General features: G+C 52.6%; 14 protein-coding genes. 10 read left to right on the top strand and 4 right to left on the bottom strand.

All coding sequences use genetic code 11. The annotated features are described in order from the left end of the window. Positions 1-98 precede the first annotated feature (98 nt). On the bottom strand, positions 99-236 hold the full coding sequence (locus D3P08_RS11350) for a paeninodin family lasso peptide (protein WP_119599824.1): 138 nt from the start codon (positions 234-236) through the stop codon (positions 99-101). Between the two features lie 37 nt (positions 237-273). Continuing rightward, positions 274-2,220, bottom strand: a complete 1,947-nt coding sequence (locus D3P08_RS11345) for an asparagine synthase-related protein (protein ID WP_119599823.1) — start codon at positions 2,218-2,220, stop codon at positions 274-276. Positions 2,221-2,624: 404 nt separating this feature from the next. On the opposite strand from D3P08_RS11345, the gene D3P08_RS11340 reads away from it, so the two are divergent. From D3P08_RS11340 to D3P08_RS11330, 3 genes are all read left to right on the top strand, one after another. Next, on the top strand, positions 2,625-3,002 hold the full coding sequence (locus D3P08_RS11340; protein WP_147381799.1) for a hypothetical protein: 378 nt from the start codon (positions 2,625-2,627) through the stop codon (positions 3,000-3,002). After that, on the top strand, positions 2,986-3,321 hold the full coding sequence (locus tag D3P08_RS11335) for a PqqD family peptide modification chaperone (protein ID WP_119599821.1): 336 nt from the start codon (positions 2,986-2,988) through the stop codon (positions 3,319-3,321). The genes D3P08_RS11340 and D3P08_RS11335 overlap by 17 nt, the downstream gene beginning before the upstream one ends. A gap of 145 nt (positions 3,322-3,466) precedes the next feature. After that, positions 3,467-4,822, top strand: coding sequence for a dicarboxylate/amino acid:cation symporter (locus D3P08_RS11330; RefSeq protein WP_119599820.1), 1,356 nt, complete (start codon positions 3,467-3,469; stop codon positions 4,820-4,822). A 111-nt stretch (positions 4,823-4,933) separates the two neighbouring features. On the opposite strand, the gene D3P08_RS11325 is transcribed toward D3P08_RS11330, so the two are convergent. Both D3P08_RS11325 and D3P08_RS11320 read right to left on the bottom strand, forming a co-directional pair. Beyond that, a complete protein-coding gene (locus tag D3P08_RS11325; protein ID WP_420819030.1) occupies positions 4,934-5,212 on the bottom strand; it encodes a hypothetical protein in 279 nt (92 codons plus the stop codon). A 52-nt stretch (positions 5,213-5,264) separates the two neighbouring features. After that, entirely contained in the window at positions 5,265-5,561 is a 297-nt protein-coding gene (locus D3P08_RS11320; protein ID WP_119599819.1) for a DUF3055 domain-containing protein, read from the bottom strand. Between the two features lie 206 nt (positions 5,562-5,767). Here D3P08_RS11320 and D3P08_RS11315 point away from each other — a divergent pair, with 206 nt between their 5' ends. The 7 genes from D3P08_RS11315 to D3P08_RS11285 all read left to right on the top strand — a co-directional run bounded on the left by D3P08_RS11315 (position 5,768) and on the right by D3P08_RS11285 (position 13,236). Then, positions 5,768-6,775 carry an HRDC domain-containing protein gene (locus D3P08_RS11315; protein WP_119599818.1) on the top strand — a complete coding sequence of 336 codons (1,008 nt, stop codon included), beginning with the start codon at positions 5,768-5,770 and terminating at the stop codon, positions 6,773-6,775. Between the two features lie 143 nt (positions 6,776-6,918). Then, a complete protein-coding gene (locus D3P08_RS11310) occupies positions 6,919-7,380 on the top strand; it encodes a chemotaxis protein CheX (protein ID WP_119599817.1) in 462 nt (153 codons plus the stop codon). A gap of 79 nt (positions 7,381-7,459) precedes the next feature. Continuing rightward, positions 7,460-8,233 (top strand): SDR family NAD(P)-dependent oxidoreductase, encoded by a 774-nt coding sequence (locus tag D3P08_RS11305; RefSeq protein ID WP_119599816.1) that lies wholly within the window; start codon positions 7,460-7,462, stop codon positions 8,231-8,233. A gap of 25 nt (positions 8,234-8,258) precedes the next feature. Continuing rightward, a complete protein-coding gene (locus tag D3P08_RS11300) occupies positions 8,259-9,740 on the top strand; it encodes a DEAD/DEAH box helicase (RefSeq protein WP_119599815.1) in 1,482 nt (493 codons plus the stop codon). Between the two features lie 109 nt (positions 9,741-9,849). Continuing rightward, a complete protein-coding gene (locus D3P08_RS11295; RefSeq protein WP_119599814.1) occupies positions 9,850-11,103 on the top strand; it encodes an S-layer homology domain-containing protein in 1,254 nt (417 codons plus the stop codon). 136 nt (positions 11,104-11,239) lie between these two features. Then, the gene (locus tag D3P08_RS11290; protein ID WP_119599813.1) at positions 11,240-11,989 is read left to right on the top strand and encodes an ABC transporter ATP-binding protein; all 750 of its coding nucleotides are present in this window, start codon (positions 11,240-11,242) and stop codon (positions 11,987-11,989) included. Beyond that, positions 11,989-13,236: an ABC transporter permease gene (locus D3P08_RS11285; RefSeq protein WP_119599812.1), complete on the top strand. Its 1,248-nt coding sequence runs from the start codon at positions 11,989-11,991 to the stop codon at positions 13,234-13,236. The genes D3P08_RS11290 and D3P08_RS11285 overlap by 1 nt, the downstream gene beginning before the upstream one ends. Positions 13,237-14,042: the final 806 nt, after the last annotated feature.

Raw genomic sequence — 14,042 nt, 5'->3', positions numbered from 1 at the left:
GTGCGTTTGTAGCTCGGGAGGCGGATGCCCTTATATGCGGTTCATATAAGGGCATCTAACCTAGCGATCTCAATGGTAAGTAAAAAAGCCGCGCGGGATTAGCTGTAGTTGACGACGTCATGCTCGTTTGCGTCTGGATCTGGTTGTACGGCATCTGGATTTTTGATACCAGGACCCGCCATTGTACGATTAACGTTCAGTACTTCCAGTTGAGGTTGCTGCCATGCTTTTTTCATGAAATCACCTCCTTTCATGCAGTCTGGCGCCTTACGCTTAAGCGAATTTCCGGACAAAGCGGCGGAAAATAAGACCGCGCATCAACGTTCGGAACTCGGTATCGAAGATCAGCTTTGGATCGGCGGCGGCCTTTATTTTGCCAAGCGCTTTGGTGAGCTCCGGCATATTCAAATATTCGCTCATCTCCGTATCTGCGGCGAGCTGCTCGAATTCGCCGATGAGCTGCTGCCATGCCGGCATCATTCGATGAACGCCGTCTGCGCCTTGAATGCCCCTGACCTTCTGATTCAGCCGAATGCGATCCGGCAAATAACCGTTAGTGGAACGGCGAATTAATGAACGTCCATAGCCGTCCTGCACGAATTGCTCCTGCGGAACGGAGAGACAGAATCGAATGACCCGCAAATCGTTGGTAGCGTCGCGGTCCCATAACGAATAACGCAGCGATTGCTTGCAGCCAACCGTTCCCGTAACCGTCCAATAGTAGAGATGCTCGAACTGTTTTTTTCGGACATCGAACACATTCTGAGAAGAGTCGCCCCAGAAATCGTACCCGCTTTGTACCAGCCTCTCATAGACATTCGTCCGTTCAGCAAATGCCGGACTGATAAGCTCGGACAGCTTCGAATCCGCAGGAGCAGACTGGCGGGACAGCATCCGGTTGAGGCCGGGATACGCCTTCTTCATCAGAACGCGGTACAGCTTTGACCGGTTCACATTCAAATTTCTGCAATACATCCGAAGCTCATGATAGAGCTTAAGCCAGCGGAAATTGCGCATGAGCTCGGCCTGATAATCGATCGCCGGGCCCCACGATACGGTCCAGTTGCCGCGGCTGCCGGTTAATATGACCCCGGCTCCCGCCTCATGAGCTTGCTGATAGATGCCTTTCATCCAATAGGAGTTTTCATAAAATTTATAAGGCGTTTCCATCATTTCGAGCCAATCGTCGACGACCGACAGCGGATTCAGATCCGGAAAATCCAAGTATTGGTCATGGATATTCCCGACATAGTTGACGGTTTCCTTGATGTCCGACTGTTCGTTCGCTACACGGCTTCTCGGCGTCCAGTCTTGAAAATCGCTGACCGGCACGTAGCTGAAAGTATGCAGCCGCTTCCCTTGTTCCTTTAGAGCTCTCGCGGCAAAGCTGACGACAGAGCCGGAATCGAGTCCGCCGCTCAGCTTCGCGCCAACCTCCCGGTAAGTGCGGAGCTTGGAGGCGACGGCTTTCTGGAACACGTCGCGGAACGCTTCTACATATTCGCCGTTAGACCGAAGCTTCAATGATTCATTCGGCGTGAGGGTGACGTATCTGTGGAACGACAGCTTGCCGTCCCGAAGCGTAAAGCGGTGAGCGGGCGGCACCTGCCCCACGTTTTTATAGACGGTAGAGAACAAGTCGACCGCTTCTGTCGTAATGGGTATCGCCAAATATTCCGAGATCCAGCTTTCGCTCAGCTCGCGGCTCACACCCGGAAGCGTAAGCAGCGGGCGAATCGCGGTGCTGAACGCGACCAGTCCGGCCTTTTGGGTGTAATAGAGAGTGCGGGTTCCGGAGAAATCTCTTGCGCCGAACAAGGTACGGCTGCTTTCATCCCAAATCAAGAAGGCAAAATCGCCGACCAAGTGCTCGGGCATTTGCTCGCCCCATTTCCTGTAGGCAAGCAGCAGAAGCAGACTGTCCGTCATGTCCGCTCTCGCAGTCGCCGGAACTTGAAGCTTATCGAACAGCTCCTCGCGGTTGTCGATGATCGCGTCTGCCGTAATGGCGGCGTTCCACTCGGAATGATAACTCGGAAGCCGTTCTGCCCGGGATTCAGGCGTAATCCACTGGCCGTGACAGCCCAAGAACACTTCATCCCGCTGCCAGACGCCGATATGGTCTGCCGGATAATGCGAAAGACGCTCCATTAACCCGGCGCCGAGCTCAGGCGGTAATGATTGTTGATGAAGATTATAAATACTGCAGATAGCGCTCATGATATCCTCCCGAAGTGTTGCTTGCGCAGCTGGATACGTTACAATATATGAGACAAATTGTTCGTATTATAGAACATTCTAATTCGTGATGCCTGCCGTCCTATCCTTGTGAAGCAATGGAAGGCAGGTCTATTTACAGGGATCGACTTAGCGAATCTGATCGGGATTTTTGTTCTTTATTAAGAACTGCCTTTAGGTTATCATCTCCTAATTTGGTTGTCAACAACAGAATATCGGAAGCCCGATCGTTAATCGTTCCCAAAAACGAATTTCGTGATCGAATGGTCCCGATGGATGACTTGCGTTGACAGTTCTTTTGCAGGAGTGCTAGAATCATATTATCGTTCTTAATTAAGAACATTTGATGCAAATTCAATAAGGTGGGTAGAAGGATGCCTTCAACGATGAAATGGTTTTCCGTTCTCGGGTTATCGATTTATAGCGAGGTGCCGCTGCCGGCAAGGCTGCAGGCCGTCCCTTTCAACAATTATGCGGATATTGTGATCGTAATGGATCCCTTTTTGAAGAACGGCATGGATCCGGGTAAATTCTATTCGTCTTGGAGCCCGTCTATTGCAACATTATGCGTTCCGGATACCGGGGTGCTTCGAATGATGGGCGGGGTACGAATGATTGTATCGCCGTTTGCGGGAGCGGATGAGGATCGCCTGCAGCAGCTTATTTTGAAGGATGGAATGAATGCGATTGTTGAGCAGCGAGGCTTCTCGGTTGAAGAGCATAAAGAGAGGGAAACGGTGATGGCCTATGGAAGGCTCGTATGAGCTTATTGCGGGCTCGTATAATCCGTTCGTTACGCTCTCGTCGCATCTTCTTGTTATACAGAGCAAAGATGTGATCGTCAGCATTAGTCCAGATACGGCGTGCGGCGTTTCGTTGTTTCATCCGGTCTTTCAGAAATATTATGAACTCGGGAGGACCGGCAGCCGAATATGGGAGCTAATTCAGGAGCCCGTAACGGTTGGGCAAGTCGTAAGCGAGCTGCTTGACGAATATGAGATCGACCGGCTGACGTGCGAGACGGAAGTTTTCTCATTCCTGGTTAAGCTGTCTGAACATAAGCTCATATGGTTTGGCATGTAAGAGAGGCGCCTTTTAGCGGCGTCTCTTTGTTGTTCTTTCGGAGCATAAGGCGCTAGAGATAAATGATTGGCAATCCTTCGGGGAATAATCTAATGCAGAGACAGGTGAATTACGCTGTCCACCTTCAGAAGGAGTGTACAAGGCTATGGACAATAATTTACTAGCAGCTTTCGAGTCGAATTGGGTATCGCTGCTCATAACCGCGGTGCTGCTTGGCTTGCTTTATTTTCTTGCGAGGAAGCGGGTCGGGTTCGGAACCCGCGTGCTGCTGGCGCTTGGCCTAGGCCTTGGCGCCGGATTGATCTTCAATCAATTTGGGCTCGAGACGGAAGGCGTCGGGACGATCGGCTCGATTTATATCAATTTCATCCGCATGATCGTGATTCCGCTTGTATTCGTTCTCGTCATTAACAGTATCATTTCCATTACGAATATGAATTACTTGCGGAAACTTATCGTCAAGACGATCGGATGGTTTCTGGGGACGACAGGCATTGCGGCGATCATCGGGTTATTGGTCGCCGTCCTCATGAACCCGGGGGCGGGGTTTCAAGCGGCGCAGCCGGAAGGATACGAAGTGCGCGAGATTCCCAGCTTTTTTCAAGTCATTCTCGATCAAATGCCGTCCAACCCGATTAATGACGCGGCGCAGGGCAAAGTGGTCCCTATTCTGATTTTCGCGCTGTTCATCGCGTTCGCGATTGTGAAGGTCGGCAGCAGAAAGCCGGAGGCGGTCGGGCCGTTTAAAGCGTTTATCGGCTCCGCGACAGAGATTATGCATCAGGTCGTTAAATATGTGCTTCGCTTTACGCCGTATGGCGTATACGCGTTAATCGCGGTTATGGCGGCCAAATACGGATGGGAGACGATCGAGCCGCTCGCTATGCTGATTGCGGTGTCCTACATAGCTCTCATTCTCCATTTTGTATTTGTGTTTGGAGGGCTTGTCTCGTTAGTCGCCAAAGTAAACCCATTTGTATTTTTCAGAAAAGCTTATCCGACGGTTGCCGTCGCGTTTACAACGCGCAGCTCCTTCGCGACCTTGCCGATTAACCTTGAAGTCATTACGAAGAGACTTCGCGTATCGCCTCAAATAGCCAGCTTTGTCGCGCCGCTCGGGGCATCGATGAACTTTAACGGCTGCGGCGGCGTGTGGCCGGCCGTCGTGTCCGTTTTTGTGTCGGAGGTATACGGCCTGACGCTTACCTTAACCGATTATGTATTAATTGTACTGATCAGCATGATCTCCTCGATCGGCGTCGCCGGGGTGCCTGGTCCCGCATCGATCTCCACAACGGTGGTGCTGACCGCGCTTGGTTTGCCGCTTGAGGGCATCGCGCTCGTTGTCGCGGTTGAAGCGATTATCGATATGGGGAGAACGGCGGTTAATGCGACAGGGACTACGGTTACCGCGCTGCTTGTCGCAAGCTCGGAGGGCGAATTCGACCGCGAATCGTTTAACCGCGGCGAGGAGGACGAGATGGAGCTTAATCCGGCATAACTCCTTACCGGACAGCGACGGAATTACAAACGCCCATGCCCGGCCGGCAACTTAGCGTCCGGTTGAGCATGGGCGTTTTTAGGGTGCAACAATTAAAGGTTTACGATTGTTCTAAGGCTCATCATGCACTTCAGGAATGGCGGCTCCGTAGTCGTCCTCGCCGGGATAATCGCGATCCATCCCTTTGTGCAGGGTTCGGTTCTCATAGCCGAATCGCTCGGAGGAACGCTGATCGATTCGCCACGGCGAGCTTTTGCCGAGCGACTCGCTGAGCAAAGTAGAGCCGTACGGTCCTTCCGGGAATTCCTCGAGAGCTAGGTCATTACGATGAGACTCTGTCGTGGAGACATCCTGATAACGATCGCGATCTTCTGGCATAAACCGGTTCACGGGCAAGCTCCTCCCAAAATCATAGTAAGCTACCGCCTTAGGTTTGCCTGGATTAATCCGTAAAATTCACGGTGCCGACAACGAAATAAAGAAATTGCGCAAGCTCGGAAGCCTCTTCCTCCGTCAGCTTGAAAGTATGCTCCAAATACCCTTCTTCCTTCAGATCGTCGGGCCCGATGATGGCCGTCCTTCCGGATTGGAGGTCCGTCACCAGCTTTTTGCCGTAGAATCGATTCGTAGCGGTTACCGCCAGATCAAAGCGCTTTAAGCTTGGCGTAATAAAGGTCGTAAATCTTGTTGAGGTGTCTTCCGTCGAATCGGACATAAAATCGTAATTAGGGAGCTGCATGGTTTAACCTCCGCATTATCGTTGTTGGAAATCATTATACAATAAATTGTTGAATCCTGCTTCGCGATATGATAGCATGGAAGTAATCGAATGAATGAACGTGTGAGGAAGCACCTCTTCTGCTGCGGCAGAAGGGGTGCTTTTTTTGCGTGCAGCGACGTTCGGGCATTTGAAAAAAAACATTTCGCAGAAAGGTGAGTGAATGCATGCACATCGTATTTTTGAACACGTTTGAGAAGGCTGTGGAAGGAGGAGCGGTCATCGGCGCCCAGTTAACCATCAGCGAAGAGCAGGGAGTATGGGGCGTATATTGGCTGGAAGAAACGGCAGCTGAGGCGGACAAGCCGGAGCCGGAGCGTTGGTTCGAGGGCACGTCCTGGGAAGAGATGATGACGGCTTTCCGTCACGGCGTCGCACGGATGATGGGCCAAGGCTATTCGCCGATTGTGGACGGCTTGCTGGAAAGCGAACGATCCGCCGGCAGCTATTTGACGATGCTTCAATGCTACGGCGAGCTTCACGCGAATGAGGAGCTGTTCCAGCAGCTTCGGGAATGGCGCCGGAAGACGGCCTCCGCAGAGAAAAAGTCGGCTTATCTGATCGCGACGAATCGTATGCTGTGGATGATCAGCGCTTTTGTTCCGCAAACTGCAGAGGAATTGAAGCAAATTCCGGGCTGGGGGAAGACGAAGCAGGAGGCTTACGGCGAAGCGATTCTAGCAATCACTGCCGGCGTGGAACGGACGACGGCTTTCCCGCTGGATTGGGTGCAAGAAAAGCTGGAGTCCGAACAATACACAGCGTGGCTTTATAAACAGAAAGAAAATAAATATAAAAGCATGATGGACCGCCAGCAAGAGAAAAAAAGGATGCTTACGATTTTGCAGCAATCAGGCGGCCTGGATCAGCTGCAGAAGGAGCTTTCCTTGCCGCGCAGGGAAGTTTTGCTTCGGATCGAGCAGTTGGAGCAGGACGGCTATGATATCGATCCGCTGCTCGAACGCGAGCTAAGCGCGGTGCCAGAAGGGGAGCGCGAGGAAATATGGAAGGCGCTGTCGTCCATCGGCGACAAGTATTTGAAGCCCGTGCTTCATCTCGTTTACGGGGAGGACGCCGCGGCGCAGTCCGATCGTCCCGTTGAACAGCTGTATGAGAGGCTGAGGCTGATGCGGATGAGTTACCGCCGCAAAAATCAACAAAATCAGGCTGTATAATTAAATAATTGGATACATTTTCTGTTGGGTCTTAAGAACCATATGCGATATTACTAGTATACTTGTCCTACTATTTCAAGTATAATGTTTGCAAATAGACAAATTGCGAATTTTGTCGAGAAAAAAAGGAGCGCATCCTCTTTATGAAGGCAGAATATATTAATCCGTTTCTTGAGTCAGCAAAAATCGTAATTGAGCAAGTCGCTCAAATTAGACCGGCGACAGGACAACTTGGAATCAAGGACATTAAGTTTGTTGAGAATTACATTTGGATTCAAATCGGCCTCAACGGACAAATGAACGGTGATATTGTATTCGGACTGAGTGAACAGGTTGCACTCAAAATGGTTTCGGCTATGATGGGCGGCTATGCAATTTCTGAATTTGACGAAATGGGCCGCAGCGCAATTTCCGAGCTAGGCAACATGATTAGCGGCAATGCCAGCACGATCTTGTATAACCAAGGCGTTCGCGTTGATATTACACCGCCTAAGCTGATTCAATCGGCGCATGCGGCTGGCTTTAACGCAAAGCAAGCATTGACGATTCCGCTTATTATGGAAGGAATCGGCGAATTGGACATTCAAGTGTTAATCGCATCCTAAGGCGGAAAAGCTCCTTTATGGAGCTTTTTTTGCGTATTGGGCCGTGGATGAAGTAAACTTGTGATTGGGTGATGTTGGAATGCTAAGAGGGAAGATTGTGCTGATCTCAGGCGCTTCCAGCGGAATCGGCGCGATTACGGCGTCGCTGCTGGCGGAGCGCGGAGCCATTCCGGTTCTGACCGGCCGCAATGAGGAGAGACTGAAGCGCCAAGCCGCTTCCATAAAGGGAGAATGCTCCTACTATGTGATGGATGTTACCGACATGGCGCAGGTTGAACGGACGGTTGGCGCGGTTCTTGCGAAATACGGGAAGATTGATATTTTGCTTAATAACGCGGGTTATGGCCAATTCGAGACGATTTCGAAGATGCCGGTTGAAACCTTCGAAGCGATGATGGACACGAACTACATGGGAATTGTACGCTGCGTAAAGGCGGTGCTGCCGCACATGGAGAAGCGCGGCGAAGGCCATATTGTTAATATCGCCTCGATGGCAGGCAAGATCGGCTCCGCCAAATCGACCAGCTATACGGCTACGAAGCATGCCGTTCTCGGCTTTACAAATGCGCTCCGAATGGAGCTCAAGCCGAAAGGCATTTATGTCTCTTCCATTAATCCAGGACCGATCGATACGGAATTTTTTGCGATTGCGGATCCGACGGGTGCCTATGTCAAAAACGTCAGCTGGTTTATGATGAAGCCGCAATATGTGGCGAAAGCTATTGTAAGGGTTATGGAACGGCGAAAAGCCGAGCTGGATTTGCCTGCCGCGGCTTCGATCGGCATCAAGCTGTACGGGTTGTTCCCGCGAATAGCCGACCGGCTGTTCGGCGGGCTGTTTAACCGAAAATAGGGTAAGCGATAAGAGAGGGAATAACATGAGTGGCAAAACATGGAGCGAGCTCGGCATAGACAGTCGATTGGTCGAGACGCTGAACAATAACGGCATTCAGCAGCCGACGCCGGTACAGGCCGAGACGATACCGCCTCTGCTGGAGGGACATGACGTATCCGCGCGTTCGCAGACGGGAACGGGCAAGACGCTCGCTTTTCTGCTTCCGCTGCTGCAGCGGATCGATGCAAAGTCCGGCGCAATTCAAGCGGTTATTTTATCGCCGACGCAGGAGCTTGCGATGCAAATCGTTCGAGTTGCGCAAGCCTATTCGGAGCCGCTCGGCATTAAGGTGCAGCAGCTAATCGGCGGGGCGGCGCTGAAGCGGCAGGTCGAGAAGCTGAAGCTGCGTCCCCAGCTCGTGATCGGTACGCCTGGACGCATTCATGAACTGCTTAAGCTGCGTAAGCTAAAGCTCCAAGATGTCCGTCAGGTCGTCATCGATGAAGCGGACCAAGTATTCCAGCTTGGCTCTACGAAAGAAGTGGAGTCGCTGCTGTTTGCGACGGGGAAGGAGAGGCAAATGGCGTTTTTCTCCGCTACATACCCGGAGCAAATGGCAAGGTTCGAAGGACGCTGGATGAAATCGCCGATGCGTATTCAACTGACGCCTGAGCATCGCGTCTCCCAAACCGTGGAGAATTACTACATCATTAGCGATAAACGGGATAAAACGGATACGGCAAGAAGGCTGATCCGATTGCTGAATCCGAAATCCGCTCTGCTGTTCATAAACGATACGAATGAAATCGCCAATTGGGAATCGAAGCTTTCGTATGAAGGCTTTACCGTTGAAATGCTGTACGGCGATTCCGACAAGCAGCGGCGGGCGGCGACGCTCGACCGATTCCGCGACGGACGCTGCCAGCTTCTTCTGGCGACAGATGTCGCTGCGCGAGGCCTTGATATTGAAGGCTTGCCGCTTGTGCTGCAGCTTGATCCAGCCGTCGATGCCGATCATTACGTCCACCGCGCGGGGAGGACGGGGCGGATGGGGCGGAGCGGTGTCGTCATTACCATTGTAACACCGCAAGAAGTGTTCATTATGGAGAAGTTCCGCAAGCAGCTCGGCATTGAGCTAAGCGAACGCGCGATGTACCGCGGCGAATTGCTGTCGATGGAGGAGCTGAGTGAGGCGACACGTCCAAAGCTTGATCGGATAGCGAAGGAGCAGGCGAAACGGGGCAGCCGTCAGCAGTCCGCCGCACCTGAGCAGCGCAGCCCGGAAACCGCGAAAGGCGGAGTGAAGAAGGCTGCGGTATCGGCTGCGCCCCCCGAACGAAAGCGCGAAAACGGTGATGGTACCAGCGCGAACGTGAAGCCGGTTCGAAAACCGGCAGCGGATAAAGCTTCCGTAAAGTCTGACAAGCCCAAGCCAAAGTCCGCCAAAAAGCGCGAAACGAAGGATAAAGGCGCTCCGAAATGGCTGAAGGAGAAGCGACAAACGTCGAATACGGATAAAAAATAAAAAAAATTTTGGGCCACCCCCTCTAAACGAGCCTAGACCGACGAAAGTTATGGTCGAAGGTAAAAAACGGAACATTCCGTAATCGTATTAGAAGGAGAGTGGCTTTTTTATGAAAACGACAGTTTGGAAAAGAACGGCGATTTCCGCCATGGCTTTGCTGATGCTCACGACTGGAGCGGCATCTGCTTTCGCAGACGGCGGCAGAGGCAATTATGATAATGGTAAGAAAGGCAACGGCTGGCACGACGATGACCGTGACAGAGATAGAGACCATGACGACGATGATGATAAAGACAAAGAAATCAAAATAACTTGGAAATTCGAAGACGAGGAAGACCTGGATTGGGCGTTGGAGTACATCATGCGTCTGGCTTCCAAAGGCGTATTCACCGGCTATGAAGATGGAACGTTCAAACCGCAGCAGAAGATTTCCCGTATCGAAACGATTACGGCAGCAGTGCGTCTGATGGGTCTTCGCGAGCAAGCGGAATCCGCGGAAGAGATGAGCACGGAGCTTCAATTCAAGGATGCGAACAAGCTTGAGAAAAAATATCCTTGGGCGGTCGGTTATGTAGCGGTTGCGCTGGAGAACGACCTCTTCGCAGAGACGGAGACGGAAATTAAGCCGGAGCAGAACGCAACTAGACTTTGGTCGACGGTTCTGCTTGTTAAAGCGCTTAAGCTGGAAGACGAAGCCAAGAAGCTGAACAATACGAAACTTGACTTCAAAGATGCGGACCAAATCCCAGCAGGCTCCGTCGGTTACGTAGCTCTTGCGCTGCAAAAGGGTATTATTACAGGTTATGAGGACAAGCATGGCAACAAAACGTTCCGTCCGAACCAACCGGTAACGCGCGCCGAGCTTGCTGCATTGCTTGACCGCACGGATAGCGAAATGCCGGATCATGACGCTCAGGCGATTACGGGCACTCTGAAGGCCGCTCCTGTAAACGGTCAATTGACGCTGGTGAAGCCGGACAACACGGAGCTTACGCTTACGGTCGATCCAACGGTATTTATTTTCCGCGACAATCAGAAGGTAGCGGTTAGCGCGCTGCAAGCCGGCGATAAGCTGTTCCTCCGCACATACCAGAACAAGGTTGTATTTATCGAAGTAACGGAGAAAGCTCCGGTTAACGTTTCCTTCTCGGAGCTGGGTGTCGTCAATACCTTGACATTCAATGCTCAGGCGAAGCTTGCTACAGTTTCCATCACAAAAGAAGTGAACTCGCAAACAACTGTACTTATTTATAATGTAGATCCTAGTGTAGCGATTGTCGGCGACGTATCCAAGCTGAAGTCCGGCCAGCTCGTACAACTGTCCGGCGTCAACAATGTTGTGAAAACAATCGAAATCAAGTAATTGCTTTTTATGATATGCCAGCACCCTCTTAGCGCTCGACGCGCCCGAGAGGGTGCTTTTATTTTTGATATTGGCGCTCGGATTCGGTATGCTGTTAACAGGTAGGAGAATTTTGGCAGGCAGAAGGTGAAAGAGGATGGAAACGATTTTGCAGGTGGATCAGCTGACGGGGGGATACAGCCCGAAAAGGCCTGTGCTGCATGAGCTGAACTTTCATCTGAAAGCGGGTGAAATGGTTGGTTTAATCGGGTTGAACGGCGCCGGAAAAAGCACAACGATAAAGCACATTTTGGGGCTGATGCATCCGCATCAGGGCGAAATTAAGGTAGCCGGCGTCACGCTGAACGAATCGCCGCAGCAATACCGTTCAGCGTTTGCTTATGTGCCGGAAACGCCGGTGCTGTTCGACGAGCTTACGGTGGAGGAGCATCTGCGGCTAAGCGCCATGGCCTATCAGGTTCCCGAGAAGGATTACGAAAGCGGAGCGGCTAGGCTGTTGGAGCAATATCAGATGGTTCCGAAGCGCAAGGCGTTTGCCTCGCATCTCTCCAAGGGGATGAAGCAGAAGGTTATGATAATGAGCGCGCTTCTTGCCTCTCCGTCTTTATACATTATAGACGAGCCGTTTCTTGGACTTGATCCGCTCGGCATCCGATCCCTGCTGGAGCAGCTTGTTGAAGTGAAACGCGGAGGCGCGGCGATTTTAATGAGCTCTCATATTTTGTCCACCGTGGAGGCTTATTGCGATCGATTTATTGTTATGCACCAGGGCCGCATCGCCGCGCAAGGCGATTTGGACGCCATTAGGGCGGCTGCGGGGCTTGAGGCGGGAAGCGGTTCTTTGGAGGATGCCTTCTATCAGCTGGTTACCGGAGGAGAGCACTGATGGAAGCGGGTAATCGTCTGGATGCTCTATGGCGGGAGCGAGCCAAGGCGTTTCGGAAGGAGACGATACCCTATTTGCGCTATATGGGGCAAAGCGGATTTCCAACCTTCTTGTCGCTATTGTTTATTGCGTCGGCCATTAGCTATTTTCAGCTTATTCGCAATATGCCGCCGAACTTTCCAATCGTATGGGTGGGAATTGCGGCTCTAACACCCGTGCTGGCATGGAGCCCGATGCGCACCTATTTGGCCCCTGCCGACGTCGTTTATTTGATGCCTAGGGAATCCGATATGGGATCTTATTTAAACCGCTCGATGCGAAGCTCCTTCATGAAGGCGTTTTTGCTTGCGGCGGTTGTCTTCCTCATTTATTTGCCCATTTATCGTCAGGGCGACTCGGAAGTGTCTCCTTGGCTTCTCGCTATTGGAGCGATTGCTTTGAAAGCTGCCAATACGGCGGGCGCTTGGCAGGAAAGGCGAATGGCTGCGGATGGCGCAAGGCTTTTATGCCGCCTGCTCCGCTGGGCGTTAACGGGGGCTGCGCTTGCGGCGTGGTTGACTGCGTTGTGGTGGCAGGCAGCGGGATTTACGCTGCTGTGCGGGCTGCTCGTGTTTATCTGCCTAAAGCTTCCGATGAAATTCCGGATCAATTGGGACAGGCTGATCACGGAGGAGGCGGCAGTGCGGCGGCACTACTACGTATTTTTTGGCCTATTTATCGATGTCCCGGTGATGTCGCCGGGTGTAACGCGCAGACCTTATTTGGCATGGATGCTGCCGCGGATCTCGTTCGCCAACCGCCATACATTCGTTTATTTGTACAGCGCCGCGTTATTTCGGTCGGAGATTGGCGGCATCCTGGTGCGTATTGTGCTGCTTGGCGGTCTAATCTGCTATATGGCGGCGGACTATGCGAGCTGGTCGGGCTGGGGGGCGGCGCTTGCCTACGGGTTATCCGCCGTGATCTACGGCGTGCAGTTAAGCGGGCTAAGAAGCGTGCACCGGCACTCGGTATGGAAGCATGTATACCCGCTGCCGGATGCGCAGCAGCATGAGCAGCTGATGCGAGTAGACCGCTCAGCTTTATGGTCTGGCTTGCTGCTTCTATGGCTGCCCGCGGCTTTGCCGCTGCTCGCGGCCGGCATTTATCAGCCGCCTGCGCTTATGCTCGTTGCCGCGCTTGGCTACGCTTTGACGAGACCCGCAAGGCTCAGGAAAAAGCTGAAGGCTGAGGCCGATGAGGACTAGAAGCGGGGAGCAGCGGAGTTGGAACAGTGCGGTTCAATGGCCGCACTGAGACCGCCGCTGACCAAAATGCGCCGAGCGGATGATGCCGGGCAGTTAAGGCGGGTAGACCGACCAAAATGCGCTGAAACGGATGGCGCCGGGCGGTTAAGACGGCGAGACCGACCAAAATGCGCTGAAACGGATGGCGCCGGTCGGTTAAGGCGGCGAAACCGATCTAAATGCGCCGAAACGGATCGCGCCGGGCGGTTAAGGCGGCGAAACCGATCTAAATGCGCCGAAACGGATGGCGTCGGCGGTTAAGGCGGCGAAACCGTTCTAAATGCGCCGAAACGGATGGCGCCGGGCGGTTAAGGCGGCGAAACCGACCAAAATGCGCTGAAACGGATGGCGCCGAGCGGATGATGCCGGGCAGTTAAGGCGGGTAGACCGACTTAAATGCGCCGAAACGGATGGCGCCGGGCGGTTAAGGCGGCGAAACCGATCTAAATGCGCCGAAACGGATGGCGCCGGGCGGTTAAGGCGGCGAAACCGTTCTAAATGCGCCGAAACGGATGGCGCCGGGCGGTTAAGGCGGCGAAACCGATCTAAATGCGCCGAAACGGATGGCGCCGGGCAATTAAGGCGGTTAGACCGACCAAATTGCTCCGAAACGGATGATGCCGGGCGGTTAAGGCGGCGAGTGCAACTAGAATAAAAAGTGGACACCCAATTAAGAGAAGCTAGATAATAAGCTTATCGAGGAGGTGTTCACATTGGGTGAACAACGGCAACGCTTTAACGAAGAATTCAAGCAACGCACAGTAAGG

The organism is Paenibacillus nanensis (genome assembly GCF_003583765.1).
Lineage (GTDB): Bacteria > Bacillota > Bacilli > Paenibacillales > Paenibacillaceae > Pristimantibacillus > Pristimantibacillus nanensis.
Note: the sequence above shows the minus strand (reverse complement) of the source record. Positions and strands in the feature narration are given on the sequence as shown.